Annotated in this window: 16 protein-coding genes and 2 tRNA genes; 8 read left to right on the top strand and 10 right to left on the bottom strand. The window is 39.6% G+C overall.

Going from position 1 to position 16,413, the window contains the following annotated elements; all coding sequences use genetic code 11:
• Positions 1–14: 14 nt before the first annotated feature.
• The 6 genes from MB09_RS13470 to MB09_RS13445 all read left to right on the top strand — a co-directional run bounded on the left by MB09_RS13470 (position 15) and on the right by MB09_RS13445 (position 8,332).
• A complete protein-coding gene (locus MB09_RS13470; RefSeq protein WP_045081449.1) occupies positions 15–1,973 on the top strand; it encodes a peptidylprolyl isomerase in 1,959 nt (652 codons plus the stop codon).
• Between the two features lie 68 nt (positions 1,974–2,041).
• On the top strand, positions 2,042–2,827 hold the full coding sequence (locus tag MB09_RS13465; RefSeq protein ID WP_240484842.1) for a peptidyl-prolyl cis-trans isomerase: 786 nt from the start codon (positions 2,042–2,044) through the stop codon (positions 2,825–2,827).
• A complete protein-coding gene (locus tag MB09_RS13460; RefSeq protein WP_045081447.1) occupies positions 2,784–4,256 on the top strand; it encodes a peptidylprolyl isomerase in 1,473 nt (490 codons plus the stop codon). Before MB09_RS13465 ends, MB09_RS13460 begins: the two co-directional genes overlap by 44 nt.
• Positions 4,257–4,269: 13 nt before the next feature.
• Positions 4,270–5,223, top strand: a complete 954-nt coding sequence (locus MB09_RS13455; RefSeq protein ID WP_045081446.1) for an AAA family ATPase — start codon at positions 4,270–4,272, stop codon at positions 5,221–5,223.
• A gap of 211 nt (positions 5,224–5,434) precedes the next feature.
• Entirely contained in the window at positions 5,435–7,699 is a 2,265-nt protein-coding gene (locus MB09_RS13450) for an aconitate hydratase (protein ID WP_045081445.1), read from the top strand.
• Between the two features lie 72 nt (positions 7,700–7,771).
• Complete coding sequence (locus MB09_RS13445; RefSeq protein ID WP_045081506.1) at positions 7,772–8,332, top strand: TlpA family protein disulfide reductase; 561 nt, start codon at positions 7,772–7,774, stop codon at positions 8,330–8,332.
• Between the two features lie 10 nt (positions 8,333–8,342).
• On the opposite strand, the gene MB09_RS13440 is transcribed toward MB09_RS13445, so the two are convergent.
• The 6 genes from MB09_RS13440 to MB09_RS13415 form a co-directional block, all read right to left on the bottom strand.
• Positions 8,343–8,927, bottom strand: a complete 585-nt coding sequence (locus tag MB09_RS13440) for an SET domain-containing protein (protein WP_045081444.1) — start codon at positions 8,925–8,927, stop codon at positions 8,343–8,345.
• 120 nt (positions 8,928–9,047) lie between these two features.
• Entirely contained in the window at positions 9,048–9,752 is a 705-nt protein-coding gene (locus tag MB09_RS13435) for a lycopene cyclase domain-containing protein (RefSeq protein WP_045081443.1), read from the bottom strand.
• Between the two features lie 3 nt (positions 9,753–9,755).
• Positions 9,756–10,205: a sterol desaturase family protein gene (locus MB09_RS13430; RefSeq protein WP_045081442.1), complete on the bottom strand. Its 450-nt coding sequence runs from the start codon at positions 10,203–10,205 to the stop codon at positions 9,756–9,758.
• Positions 10,206–10,283: 78 nt separating this feature from the next.
• Positions 10,284–11,126 carry a phytoene/squalene synthase family protein gene (locus MB09_RS13425; RefSeq protein ID WP_045081441.1) on the bottom strand — a complete coding sequence of 281 codons (843 nt, stop codon included), beginning with the start codon at positions 11,124–11,126 and terminating at the stop codon, positions 10,284–10,286.
• Positions 11,123–12,586, bottom strand: coding sequence for a phytoene desaturase family protein (locus tag MB09_RS13420; RefSeq protein ID WP_045081440.1), 1,464 nt, complete (start codon positions 12,584–12,586; stop codon positions 11,123–11,125). Before MB09_RS13420 ends, MB09_RS13425 begins: the two co-directional genes overlap by 4 nt.
• Positions 12,587–12,727: 141 nt before the next feature.
• Positions 12,728–13,627: a MerR family transcriptional regulator gene (locus tag MB09_RS13415; RefSeq protein WP_052671402.1), complete on the bottom strand. Its 900-nt coding sequence runs from the start codon at positions 13,625–13,627 to the stop codon at positions 12,728–12,730.
• Between the two features lie 356 nt (positions 13,628–13,983).
• On the opposite strand from MB09_RS13415, the gene MB09_RS13410 reads away from it, so the two are divergent.
• On the top strand, positions 13,984–14,454 hold the full coding sequence (locus MB09_RS13410; RefSeq protein ID WP_045081438.1) for a c-type cytochrome: 471 nt from the start codon (positions 13,984–13,986) through the stop codon (positions 14,452–14,454).
• A gap of 101 nt (positions 14,455–14,555) precedes the next feature.
• On the opposite strand, the gene MB09_RS13405 is transcribed toward MB09_RS13410, so the two are convergent.
• A tRNA-Leu gene (locus MB09_RS13405) sits at positions 14,556–14,638 on the bottom strand.
• Positions 14,639–14,707: 69 nt separating this feature from the next.
• Positions 14,708–14,780: transfer RNA gene (locus MB09_RS13400), tRNA-Lys, on the bottom strand.
• Positions 14,781–14,984: 204 nt separating this feature from the next.
• On the opposite strand from MB09_RS13400, the gene MB09_RS13395 reads away from it, so the two are divergent.
• Positions 14,985–15,506: a shikimate kinase gene (locus MB09_RS13395; protein ID WP_045081437.1), complete on the top strand. Its 522-nt coding sequence runs from the start codon at positions 14,985–14,987 to the stop codon at positions 15,504–15,506.
• Here the strand turns inward: MB09_RS13395 and MB09_RS13390 are convergent.
• Both MB09_RS13390 and MB09_RS13385 read right to left on the bottom strand, forming a co-directional pair.
• Positions 15,498–16,001 carry a phosphoribosyltransferase family protein gene (locus MB09_RS13390; protein ID WP_045081436.1) on the bottom strand — a complete coding sequence of 168 codons (504 nt, stop codon included), beginning with the start codon at positions 15,999–16,001 and terminating at the stop codon, positions 15,498–15,500. The two genes, MB09_RS13395 and MB09_RS13390, sit on opposite strands and share 9 nt — an antisense overlap.
• Before the next feature lie 23 nt (positions 16,002–16,024).
• Positions 16,025–16,411 carry an RNA-binding S4 domain-containing protein gene (locus MB09_RS13385; RefSeq protein ID WP_045081435.1) on the bottom strand — a complete coding sequence of 129 codons (387 nt, stop codon included), beginning with the start codon at positions 16,409–16,411 and terminating at the stop codon, positions 16,025–16,027.
• Positions 16,412–16,413: the final 2 nt, after the last annotated feature.

Below are 16,413 nucleotides of genomic sequence, written 5' to 3'. Positions count from 1 at the left end.
TAAATATTCAAAAAATGATGAAAAATTTTCTTTCCCTGTTCATTTTGGTCTTTTTGGGTGCCACCACCGTTTTTTCTCAAAACAAGAAAGAGGTGCTAATGACCATAAACGGCGACCCTGTTTATACCAATGAATTTAAGCGTGTTTATAAAAAGAATTTGGATCTGGTTCAAGATGAATCCCAAAAGGATATAGATGGGTATTTGAATCTATTTGTAGATTATAAGCTGAAAATTGTGGAGGCCCAAGCCCAAAAGCTAGATGAGGAAAGTACTTATAAGCGTGAATTTTCGAAGTATCGTGACCAATTATCCAGAAATTATCTTTTTGAGGACAAGGTTACGGAAGAACTTGCCAAGGAGGCCTACGAACGCGGAAAGTTTGATATTGCCGCCTCGCACATATTAATCCGTACCGATTACGAATCGGTGCCGCAGGATACGCTTGCCGCTTATAACAAGATAAAGTCAATCAGGGAAAGAGCCCTAAAAGGTGAAGATTTCACAACCTTGGCAAAAACGTACTCAGAAGAGCCTGGCGCCAGCGAAAGAGCTGGCGATCTGGGATATTTCTCTGTTTTTACAATGGTCTATCCCTTTGAAACTGCGGCCTACAATACCCCGGTAGGTGAAATATCTGATATAGTAAGAACCAGTTTTGGCTACCATATTATTAAAGTGAAGGATAAACGGGCCAAACTTCCTAAGATTGGCGTTTCGCACATTATGATTTCTGACAAAAAGGGCGCGCGTACTTTTAATCCAGAAGAACGTATTAATGAAATTTACACCATGTTAAAGCAAGGCGAGTCTTTTGAAAGCCTGGCAAAACAATTTTCTGATGATAAAAATTCCGCGGTTAAAGGTGGAAAATTGAATCCCTTTACCAAAGGAGACCTGCGGGCCACAGAATTTGAGGATGCGGCCTATGAACTTAAAAATGTGGGCGATATCAGTAAGCCCGTAAAAACGGATTTTGGTTGGCATATTATTCGTCTGGATGAAAAATTGCCTATGGAAAGCTTTGAGGAGCAAAAACCAATGCTTGAAAAAAAGGTCTCGGAAGGCGATCGTTCCAAATTGGTGACTACTGCCACCAACAATAAGATTAAAGAGAAATATGGCTTTAAGAAAGAAGCGAGCTTTCTGCCTTATTTTGATACTTATGTTAGTGATGAGGTGCTTAAGAGAAAATGGGTTATGGAGCCAATCCCGGCATCTGAGGAAAAGACGCTTTTCACCATTGGAAACAAAAAAGTAGGCTATACCGATTTTGCCAAATATATCGAGAATCGCCAAAAATCAACAAGACCTTACAAACAAAAGGAAGCTTTGTTGGTGGAACTTTACAACGAGTTTGAGACAGAGCAGCTAAAAGATTATTTCAAGGAAAAACTTGAAGAGGATAACGAAGATTATGCCGCCGTACTCAACGAATACCGCGATGGGCTATTGATTTTTGACGTAATGAACAAAAATATCTGGGACAAGGCGAAAACCGATACCTTAGGCCTTGAGGCATATTATAATAAAACCAAGGAAAACTATCAATGGAAACAGCGCGTTGATGCGGATATTTATTCGGCAACTTCTGAAAAAATCGCCGAACAAATCCAAGCTATGTTGGCAGCTGGCAAAACTGCCGAGGACATAAAAGCCACGCTCAATACCGAAGATAAAGTAGATGTTTTGATTACTCCCGGAATTTTCGAAATAGATCAGCACGAATTGCCAAAAAATCTTGCAATTAAACAAGGAGTTTCAACTATTTACCCCAACAATGATTCTTTTGTGGTAGTAAACATCAAGGAAATATTAGCACCCGGCCCCAAGTCGTTGGACGAGGTAAGAGGGAAGGTTTTAAGCAATTACCAAAATGATATTGAGGCTTCATGGATGGAAAGTTTACGAACTAAATACAAGGTTGACATTAACAATAAAGCTTTAAAACGAGTTAAAAGAGACTTGAAGTGATACGTCACATTTTTCATATAATTTTATTTTGCACCCTTTTGGTTTCCTGTGAATACTTTAAGCCAAAGATGGAGGAGAACGTAGTGGCGCGTGTAAATGACAATTTTTTATATGAAAAGGACATCCAGAAACTTATAAGTGAAGATACTACCCCCGAGGATAGTATTCTAATTGTCAACAACTATATAAACCGTTGGGCCACCCAGCAGTTGCTTATAGACCAAGCAAGAATAAATCTGAGTGCAGACCAATTGGAACAGTACGAAAAACTGGTGCAGGAATACCAAAACGATTTATTAACGGAAGCCTATAAAAATGTAATTGTAAGCAAGCAACTGGATAGCACCATTACCGAACAGGAGTATCGCGACTATTACGAGACCAATAAAGAAAATTTCAGATTAAAAGATTTGTTGGTCAAATTGCGCTACGTGCAGTTGCCGGTCAATTATGAAGGTTTGGCGTCCGTACGCGAGAAGCTGGGAAGATATAACGAAAAGGATAGAAAGTCACTTAACAGCCAGGACTATCAATTTATTTCCTCAAACTTCAATGATTCGGTTTGGGTGAGAAAAGAAATTTTGCTAAATACCTTGCCCGCAATTAGGGACAACAGTGAGCAAGTGTTAAAAAAATCCAATTTTACACAATTGCAAGATTCATTAGGAGTATATTTGGTGAAAATTGAAGATGTGCTCAATCCCAATGATACCGCGCCTCTTTCCTATGTTAAGCCTACTTTGAAACAAATAATTCTGAATAAAAGAAAGCTGGAACTCATAAAAAAACTTGAAACAGATATTACAAGAGATGCTATTGAAACAAATAATTTTGAAATCTATAAAAATGAATAAACTTTTATTGGTATTGTTACTTACTTCTGCAATGCTACAAGCACAAACAGTGGTAGAGCCGGACAGTACCGGGGTTGCGAAAGCTAATGATTCCTTGGTGATGCAGCAAGCTGTAAAGCGCGACACTTTAAAACCTTTTAAAAGGTACAAGGCAGAAGGTGTAAGCGCCGTAGTTGGCGAATACGTAATTCTTGATAGCGATATCGATAAGGCCTACGTGGAAATGCAATCGCAGGGCATGTCTATTGAAGACATAACCCGTTGCCAATTAATGGGCAAGTTGATGGAGGATAAACTATACGCGCACCAGGCCCAGCAGGACAGCATTTTAGTTCCCGATGCCGAAATAAACGGAATGATTGATCAGCAATTGCAATATATGATCAGTGAATTGGGCAGTGAGGAAAAAGTTGCGGCATACTACAGAAAAGATAACATTGCCGATCTAAAAAAGGAACTTTTTGAAGCCAATAAGAGCATAAAATTGGCAAGCTTAATGCAGCAAAAAGTAATTGAAAAAGTAGAGGTTACCCCAGAAGAGGTACGTACTTTTTTCTTTTCCATTCCCGAAGAAGAACGCCCCGTTTTTGGAGCGGAGATTGAAATTGCGCAAATTGTTATTGACCCCGAAGTAACCAAACAGGCCATAGACGAGGTCATAGCCAGACTAAACGCAATTCGTGCAGATATTATTGACAACGGCTCCAGTTTTGCAACTAAAGCGGTGCTTTATTCCAAAGATCCGGGTTCTGCTTCAAAAGGAGGCCTTTATCAGGGCGTAAGACGCGATTCGCCTTGGGCAAAGGAATTTAAGGATCAGGCTTTTTCACTTTTGGAAGGCGAGATCAGTGAGCCTTTTGAAACGGAATTTGGCTGGCATATTCTTTATGTTGAAAAGATCCGCGGGCAGGAGGTAGATGTTAGGCATATTCTAATGTTTCCCGAAGTATCACAAAAATCGATCGATGAAGCACAGAAAAAGATAGAGGACATCAAAACCGAAATAGAGAATGGCGAAATTACCTTTGCCGAAGGTGCCAGAAAGTACTCAGACGATAAGGAAACCAGAAATAATGGTGGCCAATTGGTTAACCCCATAACATTTGACACTAAGTTTGATCTTACCAAAATGGATCCTACCCTCAGCGCCCAAGTGTATAATTTAAAAGAAGGGCAGGTTTCTGAAATTTTCACAGACCGTGACCGTACCGGAAAAAGCAGTTTGAAGATCCTTACCGTTACTAAAAAATACCCCGAGCACAAAGCCGATTATGCCAATGATTATGAGCGCATCAAACAATTGGCCTTACGCGAAAAGCAGATTAAGGTAATCAACAAATGGCAGAACGAGAAAATAAAAGATACGTATATTAGCATCAATCAAGATTACCAGGATTGTGACTTTGCTGGAGATTGGTTAAAAAAATAATATAGAAAACAATATGTCAGACGTAGCAGCGGTATCGCAACTGGTTTCCAAATACAACGCCCTTAAAAAAGAAATAAAAAAAGTAATAGTAGGTCAAGATGAAGTAGTTGAGCAGGTTTTGCTTGCCATCTTTTCCGGCGGGCACGCTTTGCTTATAGGTGTTCCCGGGCTTGCGAAAACCTTATTGGTAAACACTGTTGCGGAAGCGCTCGGTCTCAAGTTCAAAAGAATTCAGTTTACGCCAGATTTGATGCCGAGCGATATTTTGGGTTCTGAAATTTTAGATCAAAACCGTGAATTCAAATTCATAAAAGGGCCCATTTTCGCCAACATCATCCTTGCAGACGAGATTAACCGAACGCCTCCCAAAACCCAAGCGGCCCTACTGGAAGCTATGCAGGAGCGTGCAGTAACCGTTGCTGGCCACCACTATAAATTGGATCTTCCCTATTTTGTACTCGCTACCCAAAACCCGATAGAGCAGGAGGGAACCTACCCCTTGCCCGAGGCGCAGTTGGATCGGTTTATGTTTGCCATAAACCTGGAATACCCTTCTTTTTCTGAAGAGGTCGAGGTAGTAAAGCAAACCACTGCCGGAGAAATAGAAAAGGTGAATGCCCTTTTCACTGCGCAGGAAATCATAGACTTTCAGCAATTGATCCGAAGAATTCCGGTAGCGGACAATGTTGTGGAATACGCAGTAACACTCGTTGGAAAAACCCGTCCCAATAGCTCCACCGCGACTGATACCGTAAAAAACTATATTGATTGGGGCGCAGGGCCACGCGCCTCGCAAAACCTCATTTTGGCAGCCAAGACAAATGCAGCCTTGCACGGAAAATTTTCTCCGGATATTGAGGACGTGCAGAAAGCCGCAATCGGAATCCTTCGCCATAGGCTTATAAAAAACTACAAGGCCGAAGCCGAAGGGTTAAGTATTGAGGAAATAATCAAGAGCCTATATTAAGCGGAATATTTCCCATCTTTTGAAATTATAAAACATTCTTTTATAATATTCTGAATTTCTTAATTTTTCACAGTTAACTTTATCATATCGGCAATTATATTCAACAATATTTGGTATTTACTGAATTATGTTCATTAAATAGGCATTTTCATTAAATATTTTTTAAATATTCTAAATTTTTGTATTTTCGCAAACAACTAAAAATACAATTATGGCTTTTGATATTGATATGATTAAAAAGGTTTATGCCCAGATGGCGGAACGTGTGGATAAAGCACGTGAAATCACGGGAAAACCACTTACACTTTCCGAAAAGATTTTATATTCCCACCTTTGGGATGGCAATCCAGATAAGGCTTTCCAGCGAGGAAAGGATTATGTGGATTTTGCCCCAGATAGAATAGCGTGCCAGGATGCAACCGCCCAAATGGCGCTTTTGCAATTTATGCAGGCTGGTAAAAAAACAGTTGCAGTACCAACTACCGTTCACTGTGATCATTTAATTCAGGCCAAACAGGGTGCCGCGCCCGATTTAAAGCGCGCAAATGAAACCAGTAACGAGGTTTTCGACTTTTTGGAATCGGTTTCAAACAAATACGGAATCGGCTTTTGGAGACCAGGAGCAGGAATTATCCACCAAGTGGTTTTAGAAAATTACGCCTTCCCCGGAGGAATGATGATAGGTACCGATAGTCACACCGTAAACGCAGGTGGCTTGGGAATGGTGGCTATAGGCGTGGGCGGTGCTGACGCCGTAGATGTAATGGCAGGAATGCCTTGGGAGCTAAAATTTCCGAAGTTAATAGGCGTAAAACTTACGGGGGAACTGAATGGCTGGACAGCTTCAAAAGATGTTATTTTGAAAGTGGCCGGAATCCTTACCGTAAAAGGTGGAACGGGTGCCATTGTTGAATATTTCGGTCCGGGTGCAAAAAATCTTTCCTGTACCGGAAAAGGGACCATCTGTAATATGGGTGCCGAAATAGGCGCGACTACTTCAACTTTTGGTTATGACGACGCCATGGAGCGCTTCCTTAGAGCAACAGATCGTGCAGAAATTGCAGACGAAGCCAATAAAATCCGTGAATATTTAACCGGTGATGATGAAGTTTACGCAAATCCCGAGAAATATTTTGATCAAGTTATAGAAATTGACTTAACGGCATTGCGTCCACACTTGAACGGTCCTTTTACGCCAGACTTAGCGACGCCAGTGGGCCAATTGGGTGAAAAAGCAAAGAAAAATGAATGGCCCTTAAAAGTGGATTGGGGCTTGATAGGTAGCTGTACCAATTCTTCCTATGAAGATTTAACGCGGGCGGCGTCTATTGCGCAACAGGCCATCGATAAAAAATTAAAACCAAAGAGCGATTTCGGAATAAATCCCGGTTCAGAGCAAATCCGTTTTACCGCAGAGCGCGACGGACTTTTGGACGTTTTTGAGAATCTGGGAGCCACCATTTTTACAAACGCCTGCGGACCGTGCATTGGCCAGTGGGACCGAAGCGATAGAAAAGGCGATGAAAAGAACACCATCGTGCATTCATTCAACCGAAACTTTTCGAAACGCGCTGACGGAAACCCCAACACACACGCGTTTGTTGGCTCGCCGGAAATGGTTGCCGCAATCGCTATTTCGGGCCGTTTGGATTTTGACCCGATGAACGATACGCTTTTAAATGAAGACGGACAGGAGGTGAAACTTGACGAACCCCGTGGATTGGAATTGCCGCCAAAAGGCTTTGAAGTGGAGGATAACGGATATTTGGCACCCAAGGAAGATGGAAGCTCGGTTGAGGTGAAAGTAGCGAAAGACAGTGAGCGCCTTCAATTATTGGAGCCTTTCCTTCCTATTAAGGATTCGGAATTGCAAGGTGTAAAATTATTGATTAAAGCTTTCGGAAAATGTACCACCGACCATATTTCAATGGCTGGTCCGTGGTTGCGCTACCGGGGGCATTTGGACAATATTGCCAACAATACATTAATTGGCGCCGTAAACGCTTTCAATAAACAAACCAATTTTGTAAAAAACCAATTTACCGGCGAGTACGGCGGGGTGCCAGATGTGCAACGCGAGTACAAAGCAAAAGGCGTAAAAACAATAGTTGTGGGTGACCATAATTATGGCGAAGGTTCTTCGCGCGAGCACGCGGCCATGCAGCCACGTCACTTGGGTGTTGCGGCGGTTTTGGTAAAATCATTTGCGCGAATACACGAAACCAACTTAAAAAAGCAGGGAATGTTGGCACTTACCTTTGCCAACGAAGCTGATTATGATTTGATTCAAGAAGATGATACCTTCAACTTTGTGGATATTTCAGAATTTGCGCCAAACAAACCGCTTACAGTTGAAATAGTCCATAAAGATGGCAGCAAGGATACAATTAAAGTAAACCATACCTATAACGATGCACAGATTAAGTGGTATCGCGAAGGATCTGCTCTGAATTTGATAAAAAAGCAGAACGCTTAAAAAGGGTTTAAATACTACTAAACCTAACAGGATTTTAAAACCCTGTTAGGTTTTTTTATAATATTAATGTTGATGAAATTTATAAAGAAACATTGGGGCAATATCTTGTTTTTTGCATTTTTGGCGTTGCTGATTATCCCGCAAACGCGAATGCCAATTCAGGTTTTTGTGCAGCGGCTTATTTCCTTTTCGCCTTCGGAAAAAAAGGTGTCGGACCGCGAGACATTACAGGATTATCAATGGAATTTACTGGAAATGGAAGGTGGGGAGATTAATTTTTCACAATCGGAAGGGAAGGTTACCATTGTAAATTTTTGGGCTACTTGGTGCCCGCCCTGCGTTGCCGAAATGCCCTCGTTTCAGAAATTATATGATAGCTACGGGGATAAAGTAGATTTCTATTTCGTCACTTCGGAAGAATCTGAAAAAGTGAATAGATTTCTTCAGAAAAACAGCTACTCATTGCCCGTTTTTCTTCAAAAATATGAAGCGCCAAAACAATTGAGGTCACAGGCCCTGCCGACTACTTATTTAATTTCAAAAACCGGGGAGATTATCATTGATGAAGAAGGCGCAGCAGACTGGAACAGTAAAAAAATGAGGGCTCTATTGGACAACCTGCTTACCGAATAGTCCCTAAAAACTAGCCCGGAAAATGGTTTTTTAGAATTGAGTCCATTTCCTTTTTTCCCTCGGCAATTGCAGTAATCGTATTCCATAATTTTGGGGTTAGCAAGGATTTTAGTGGCTGCTCAACTTTAGGAATTTTTGGAAAATTTTTCAAGAGCTGCTTATCCCAGGTTTGGTGGTGGTTCAAAAGATCGTTGGGATACACCGTCTTTCGGCGGGTTCCTTCATCTATGCCCTTAAAAGGTTCAGACACATTTAAGTAGCCGTAATCGTCCGTCAGCTCTTCCCCAGGCTGAATATCGCGGATTGCAATTTCAAAATCATAGGCGGTAGATAAACAATTGCTCTTAAAACTGTGGTTTACGTAGCGGCCATAGTCCCAGCACAGCACAAAGTTGCCTTTGCCGTTTCTGTAACAATAAGTTTCAAGAATCTGTTGGTAAAGCGGATTCATTTTCTTTAGCTTGGCTGGCGTAAATTCCCGATCCAGATCGTCCAAGGCCCAGGTTATTGTGCCGGCGGGTATAAATTCGGTAGCAACCACGCCGTAACCTATTTGATCGCTGATAAATTTAAGCTCAGTTTTAGGATGTATCATAACAACTGCGGTTTTTAGGATTAAATGTAATGTAAAAACGCATTCTATTTACATTTCGCAACCTATTGTATATGAAATTTTATTGCTGTTAATTTGCCGATTTTTTCAGAAAAAATCAAATTAGGGTATTTCCTCTTGGGAAGGATATTTTTCGCTGAATTTTTCCATCAGAACAAAAACTGTCAACAGCATTGTTAAGGCATAAATACTGTCCTCAATGGGAACGGTACCAATACGGATGCCCAAATTTTCGGCATCGTTGTACCAAACCACTTGTTCATGGATCCAACTGCCGGTGAGAAACCCATTCACTATAAAAAATGGCACCAAAAGAATGAGGAATACGGGGAAGAAAACTTGTAGCGTTTCACGTTTATAGTTATAAACCAAGGCCAGTAACACAATGGCATAACCGAAATTGACCGCGGTGTACCAACGGTCGTAAAAATAGAGCAGGGAGACAATCAAAATGGTCTGCAATGAAAAATAGACTATTCCGGTTACTTTTTTTGAAAGGGAAAATTTTGGCAGTAAATTTTTAAAGGCGTAGATAGTGAAAAGACAAGCATAGGGAATGCAGATAAAGAAGAGCCATTCTTCAATTGGCAAGTTTCCCAAATGTATTCCTGAGAGGTATTTTTCGTTGAAGCCCCAAAACCCCTGCTGTGTAAAGATGATGTCCCACGGAATAAAAAAAGCCATTATGATAAAGGTGGCGGGAAAAAAATATTTCCAAAGTTTATAAAACTTCAATTTTGGGTGAAAACTAAAGAGAAACGGGACACTCAGCGAGGCGATGTCCAATAAAAGATAGAGATGCCACATGCTTTATTTTTTAAAATATTTCAGTGGCGGAAATAGCATCCCGAAACATTCGCCTTTATCCTTTCCCAAATGTTTGTGGTGTATTTTGTGCGCACGCCTGATACCACGGGCGTACCAGTTATTGGCGTTTCGGAACATTTTAAAACGCTGGTGTATAAAAATATCGTGCACAAAAAAGTAGGTAACCCCATAGGCAAAAATGCCCAAACCGATAGGCAACCCTGCCCAAAAGCCATAATAGCTCCATCCTATAAAACAACTGATGCTGACCAGGGCGTAAAACAAAAAGAAATAATCGTTCCGCTCCCACCAGCTGCCGTGGTCTTTGTGGTGATGGTCTTTGTGCAATTTCCATAAAAAGCCGTGCATAATATATTTATGGGTAAACCACGCCATAAATTCCATAATGCAGAAGGTGGAAATGAAAATTAATATCCAAAGAACTGTTGTCATTGTTGTTTTTTACTTTGTTAATTCGTGATTCGGGATTTGTTATTTGGGGTGTTGAGTTCTCTCAAAACGGAGCACTTATCACTTCACCAAATTTAATTGATATTTTACATAGCTGCGCGTTAAAAGCCCAATTTTTTCAACGTTTGGAACGCGTATCCGCGCGTTTTTTATTTCGATGGCGGGGGTTTGTTGAAGTTTTTTCAGCAATCTCTTATAATATCGATATGCCACAAAAACCCCGAGTTTGGAATCGTGCGGCAATTGGAGAATGCCTTGGTACCCTCTATTAAAGTTTTCTTTTATCTCTTCAATAATTATCATTTTTGATTCCTCATCCAAAGAGTCGAGATTGGTATTTGGAAAATAGGTTCGGCTCAGGTTTTCGTAATCTTCTTTCAGGTCGCGCAGAAAATTTACCTTTTGAAAGGCAGAGCCCAGATTCATGGCTGATTCCTTCAGCTGGTTATATTTCTCAATATCACCTTTCACAAAAACTTTTAAACACATTAAGCCCACAACGTCTGCAGAGCCGTAAATATAGTCATTGAATTCTTCCGTAGTGGAATACACGCTTTTAGTGAGGTCCAAACGCATACTCGCCATAAAAGTATCTATTAGCTCTTTTTGAATATTGTATTTATAGATCGTTTCCTGAAATGAATTTAATATAGGATTTAAACTGATTTTATCCAAGAGCGCTTCTTCCAAAGCATTTTCAAAGCGGTTGAAAAGGATTTCTTTATTGTATTCGTGAAACGAATCTACAATTTCATCGGCGAAACGCACAAAACCATAAATGTTGTAGATGTCCTGGCGTATGGCGGACCCAAGCATTCGTGTAGCCAATGAAAAGGAGGTACTGTAAGTTTTGGTTACCTCTTTGCTACATTTTTTGGATACGATGTCAAAAAGTTCTTTCACTGTATGTTTTCTTTATCGATTAAACCGGCTACCAATTTCCCCGAAATCAGAGCCGGAGGAACGCCGGGGCCAGGCACGGTAAGTTGTCCTGTAAAAAAGAGGTTTTTTACTTTTTTGCTTTTCAGTTTCGGCCTTAAAAAAGCGGTCTGCATTAAGGTATTTGCGAGGCCGTATGCGTTTCCTTTGTAACTATTATAATCTGAAATGAAATCGTTGATGCAAAAGGATTCTTTAAATATAACGTATTTTTTGACCTCCTGTGCTGTAATTTGTTCAAACCGCGCCATTATTTTTTCGAAATATTCCTCACGTATTTCAGGGATGTCATCCAGACCCGGAGCCAACGGAATTAAGAATATTCCCCCCTCTTTTCCCTCTGGAGCCACACTATTATCCGTCTTGGATGGGAAACTCGCGTAAAAAAGCGGTTCGTCGGGCCATTTGGGAGAATCATATATTTCTTCAGAATGTTTTTTGAAATCTACATCAAAGAATAATGTATGATGATCTACATGCTTTATTTTGGTATCGAACCCAACGTAAAAAAGCAGGGCGGAAGGGGCGAAGGTTTTTTTGCTCCAATAGTTTTCGGAATACTTACGGAACCTTTTTTCCAGGAGTGTTTCGGTGTGGTGATAATCGGCACCGCTCAAAACTACATCTGCTTCAATCATTTCACCGTTGGAAATAAGCCCACTGGTTTTTCCGTTCTCAACAATTATTTTTTCAACGTTTTCATTTGTCTTTATAGTTACGCCCAATTCTTCCGCAAGTCTTTTAATTCCGTCAATTACGGAGTACATGCCATTTTTTGGGTGAAATGTGCCCAAGCCAAAGTCAGCATAATTCATAAAGCTGTAAAACGAAGGTGTATCCGAAGGTTTTGCTCCCAGAAAGAGAACCGGAAACTCTAAAATGGATATAAGCTTGGGGTTTGAAAATTCGCGGCGCACATCTTTGCTTATCGTGCTAAAAAACTGGCCTATCTTTTTCATGGTTGCAGCGGTGACCAATTCCATTGGCGAAACGCCCGGCCTATAAACCAAGTCTTTTATGGCGATATTGTAATTGTCCAAGGCTTGAGCCATAAATTTTTTGAGCTTTATCGAACTTCCTGCTTCCTCATTTTCGAAAGCCGTACATATTTTTTCAAGCGTATCCTCTATAGTTATATATTCATTGTTCGCAAAATATACTCGATATGCTGGATTTAACTTTTCCAAGGCGTAAAAATCAGAGGGACGCTTTCCAAAATCTTTAAAGAAACGTTCAAAAACATCGGGCATCCAGTACCAAGTGGGGCCCATGTCGAAAGTGAAGCCGTCCTTTTTTAACTGGCGGGCCCTTCCGCCAATAGTTCCATTCTTTTCATAAATGGTTACTTTATTTCCTGCCTGTGCCAAATAACAAGATGCAGCGAGCGAAGAAAAACCGGAACCAATAACTGCGATGTCTTTCATATTGTTTAACAAATCTACATTTTATTTAAACAAAAATGAAATTTGCACGATTTATTTTCATACTTGAATTCAAATTTTGGGAAAGAATTAAGGAAATAGAATGACTTAGATCTAAAACTAGATGATCGGAGAGTCTTTTTTTTATGATTGTTGGAATTTTTCGATATGGTCCGTGAAAAGGGTTATATCTCTGAAAAATTTAAGATTTTTAGTGTTCTTGCTGCTTTTTTCTGCCTTGTTTCCCAATACCCAGAGTTCGCATGATCCTTTGGAGCCTACTTCGGTTTGAAAATCGGAAAGATATTTTTTAAGATTATCATTCTCTGGTTGGATTGTAAAATAGGTGACAAAAATTACCCGCTGCTTACTGTTCAAAATATGCGTCAAGCTTTCCAAGGGAATATTCGCTCCCAAAAAAATGGTGTTGTACCCTGCTGAAATCAATTCGTAATTGGCATATAGCAGCCCAATCTCGTGTATTTCCTGATATGGTAGATAGAGGGTGAATAGAGGGCCTGGTTTAGTGCTAATTTTTTTTTCTTTATCTGAAAAACTAATTATGGTATGTTTAATTTTTTCGGATATGAAGTGCTCGTGGGATGGATCAATAGTTCCCGAATGCCACAATATTCCCATTTCATTTAGTAATGGTACAAATATCTTAACGAAAACTTCCCTAAAGGATTTTGTTTCCAATAGTTTTTTCAAGGTGGCGTCAAAAAGTTGGCCATCAAATTCAAACATGGCCGATTTAAAGACATTCAGCATGTATTCAGAATCGAGGCCATTAATGTTCTCTTTAATCAATGCCTGAATTTGCGCAGAATCTAAACTCGCAATTTTTGAGATTTTATACCCAGCATTGTATAGATAGGCGACGTTCAATAATTTTTTAAGGTTCTGTAGGTCATACTTTCTGATGTTTGTATCGGTACGGTCCGGTTCAAGCAGGTTGTACCGTTTTTCCCAAATCCTAATTGTATGGGCTTTAACGTTTGAGAGGTTTTCAAGATCCTTTATGCCAAAATGTGTTTTGACCACTGAAGAGATATTTATTATTACAAGGTGAAAGTACTAAAAAGATGTGAGATTGTTTAAAAAAAAGTGAAACTCTCTAAACACAATTATAAAATTTGTTTTTGGAAAATATAAAACTATATAAGATCAACCCGTTCTTTAAATATAGAGGAATTTTATAAAATCGTTTCAACCCAGCATTTATAGCATTTGAAAGAAGAACTCATTCCCCCGGTAAACACAAAATTTACTTTCTAAAGGCGTATCTACTACAATTCTACTCTGATTAAGCAAACGTTAATAATATGGTGAAAAACAACGATGCATTGTAATTTTAGGTTAGAGATTGGAAAACACAATATTAATTTAATACTACGACTATGAAAACTTATAAAATCTTCTACATGTTAATTCCGTTTTTATCTTTAGTCGCCTGTAATTGGGGGCATCAAGTAAAAGATGATGGCAATAAAGTAGAAAACAATGATTCTATTAATGCAATGGTTGAAGCGCCGTCTGAGGTCAAAACAGGTGTCGGACTAATAAAGGAGCCTGTGGAGCTAGGAATGGAAATAAATAAAGAAATGGCAGCCAAGGGGGAAGAAATCTTTAATAAACAGTGCACTATTTGTAATGAAATACATAATAGTAATAGAGGGCCGGCGCTCGGCGGAGTTTTGGAAAAACGTTCTCCACAATGGGTAATGAATATGATATTGAATCCCGATGGGATGATAGAGAACGATCCACAGGTTAAGGCATTAAAAGCTGTTTACGAAACGAGAATGGTTGATTTAAAGCTTACGCAAGAAGAAGCGCGGCAAGTGGTAGAATATTTAAGGACCTACTAGACATTTTACAGCAGTAGAAAAATACTATTTGAGGGAAATTTTAATTCTACAAGTCCAGAATTATACTTTTAGAACCGTTTAAAGTTATTCTTTAAAAAATGTACCCGGGATGGGACTTGAACCCACACGCCCAAAGGACACATGGCCCTCAACCATGCCTGTCTACCAATTCCAGCACCCGGGTGGATACTTAGTTCATTAAAGTATAAAAGAACTAAAACAAAAAAAGTTAAACCAAAGGCTTAACTTTTTGTGACCTGGCTGGGGCTCGAACCCAGGACCACCTCCTTAAAAGGGAGGTGCTCTACCAACTGAGCTACCAGGTCTTCCTTAATGCGGGTGCAAATATACTATCATTAAATTAAATTTTCAAAACGAAAATGAATTAAATTTGAGGAAAATTCAAAACCTTTGAAATACAGGGCCTCACAAATGATATTTTTTCTCTAAAATTTTAGTTTGAATAAAAAATTCATAAAGTATTGATGCTAATTATGCCAAAATATGTGAATTTCGTAATTTGAAAATCTATGAAAATAATTTTGATGGGATATATGGGAAGCGGAAAGTCATCCGTTGGAAAAAAATTAGCTTCAGCACTCCAGCTTCCATTTAAAGATATGGATTCCGAAATTGAAAAAGCAGAAGGATCATCTGTCTCAGAAATATTCGCGAAAAAAGGAGAAATCTATTTCCGAAGGGTGGAAAATCAAATTTTAAAAAACTTACTTCAACAGGCTGACAGTTTTGTTTTAGCAACTGGTGGGGGCACCCCCTGTTACGGAGATGCGATGGAGGTGATATTAAAGACTAGCAAGGTTATTTCAATATATCTAAAAGCGCCAATTCCCACACTGGTTAGACGGCTGTATGATGAAAAGGATGGAAGGCCTCTTCTGGCGCATCTAAATTCAGAGGAGGTATTGGAAGATTTTATAAGAAAACATCTTTTTGAGAGGGCATTTTATTACAACCAAGCCCATATGACAGTGGAAGCCGGTGAGGAGAATACCGATAAGATTGTGGAAAATATTATAGCTGGATTATTCTAGTACGGCCCTGTCATTATTCTTCTCAAAAATCACGGAGACATTTTCATTTAAGGAAGTGGAAAGAGAAATTCCCTTAAAATCTGCCTTTACAGGATATTTTTTATGATTGCGATCCACGAGAACAGCAGTTTTAAATTGTTTTAGCGGAACTTCTAGAAAATGCTTTACTCCATATATCAAAGTGGTTCCCGAGTGTAGTACGTCATCTACCAAAAGGAGCGATTTATTTTTGTATTCTTCTTGCTTCAGTGAAGTTTCGATTGGTCGAGTTGGATTTTTTTTATCAATTACTACTTCGCAGAGCATCACCTTTATGGGGGAAATTTTTTCAACCTCTATCTTTAACTTTTTTGCTAGAAGGAACCCATTCGTTTGTATGCCCGCAATTACTACTTCCGTTTCATCAACGTTGGTTTCGTAGATTTGATAGGCAATTCTTTTTATTTTATGCGCAATCTGTTTTTTATCGAGAATAACGGTGTTTATTTCTTGCATCTGCTCTATTTTAAATATGGTTGTTACGCGTCTGTTTCATCTTCGGTGATTTCAGTAAAATCATCCAGATCCCTGCGATCTTTCTTAGTTGGGCGGCCAACGCCTTTTTTGCGATAATAAGTTTTTGCGTATTGCAGCATTTCATTAGTTTCAAATGCTTCTTTGGGTGTGGTATCTTTTCTGTACAAATCCACCAACTTCGCGCCAACCCTGCTTTCGGGGAGATCCAGCACCTCAAGCTGGTAGTTGATTTGATTTTTCCGAAGGTTAATGGCATCTCCGGGATAAACGTCTCTGGAAGGTTTCACAATATTCCCGTTCACACGTACAGCGCCTTTTTTGCACGCTTGGGTAGCCATGTTTCTGGTTTTTAAATATCGAACCGCCCATAAATATTTATCAATCCTCATAA

Source organism: Aequorivita vladivostokensis (assembly GCF_000952855.1).
Classification (GTDB): Bacteria; Bacteroidota; Bacteroidia; order Flavobacteriales; family Flavobacteriaceae; genus Aequorivita; species Aequorivita vladivostokensis.
The sequence above is the reverse complement of the archived record's forward strand: the minus strand, read 5'-3'. Positions and strand labels throughout refer to the sequence as shown.

Bases quoted from the DNA above. Each gene is read 5' to 3' on its own strand.
- MB09_RS13385 (WP_045081435.1), bottom strand. From the start codon at position 16,411: ATGAGGATTGATAAATATTTATGGGCGGTTCGATATTTAAAAACCAGA.
- MB09_RS13395 (WP_045081437.1), top strand. From the start codon at position 14,985: ATGAAAATAATTTTGATGGGATATATGGGAAGCGGAAAGTCATCCGTT.
- MB09_RS13440 (WP_045081444.1), bottom strand. From the start codon at position 8,927: ATGATACATCCTAAAACTGAGCTTAAATTTATCAGCGATCAAATAGGT.
- MB09_RS13435 (WP_045081443.1), bottom strand. From the start codon at position 9,752: ATGTGGCATCTCTATCTTTTATTGGACATCGCCTCGCTGAGTGTCCCG.
- MB09_RS13465 (WP_240484842.1), top strand. From the start codon at position 2,042: ATGGAGGAGAACGTAGTGGCGCGTGTAAATGACAATTTTTTATATGAA.
- MB09_RS13420 (WP_045081440.1), bottom strand. From the start codon at position 12,586: ATGAAAGACATCGCAGTTATTGGTTCCGGTTTTTCTTCGCTCGCTGCA.
- MB09_RS13410 (WP_045081438.1), top strand. From the start codon at position 13,984: ATGAAAACTTATAAAATCTTCTACATGTTAATTCCGTTTTTATCTTTA.
- MB09_RS13470 (WP_045081449.1), top strand. From the start codon at position 15: ATGATGAAAAATTTTCTTTCCCTGTTCATTTTGGTCTTTTTGGGTGCC.
- MB09_RS13445 (WP_045081506.1), top strand. From the start codon at position 7,772: ATGAAATTTATAAAGAAACATTGGGGCAATATCTTGTTTTTTGCATTT.
- MB09_RS13455 (WP_045081446.1), top strand. From the start codon at position 4,270: ATGTCAGACGTAGCAGCGGTATCGCAACTGGTTTCCAAATACAACGCC.
- MB09_RS13460 (WP_045081447.1), top strand. From the start codon at position 2,784: ATGCTATTGAAACAAATAATTTTGAAATCTATAAAAATGAATAAACTT.
- MB09_RS13430 (WP_045081442.1), bottom strand. From the start codon at position 10,205: ATGACAACAGTTCTTTGGATATTAATTTTCATTTCCACCTTCTGCATT.
- MB09_RS13450 (WP_045081445.1), top strand. From the start codon at position 5,435: ATGGCTTTTGATATTGATATGATTAAAAAGGTTTATGCCCAGATGGCG.
- MB09_RS13390 (WP_045081436.1), bottom strand. From the start codon at position 16,001: ATGCAAGAAATAAACACCGTTATTCTCGATAAAAAACAGATTGCGCAT.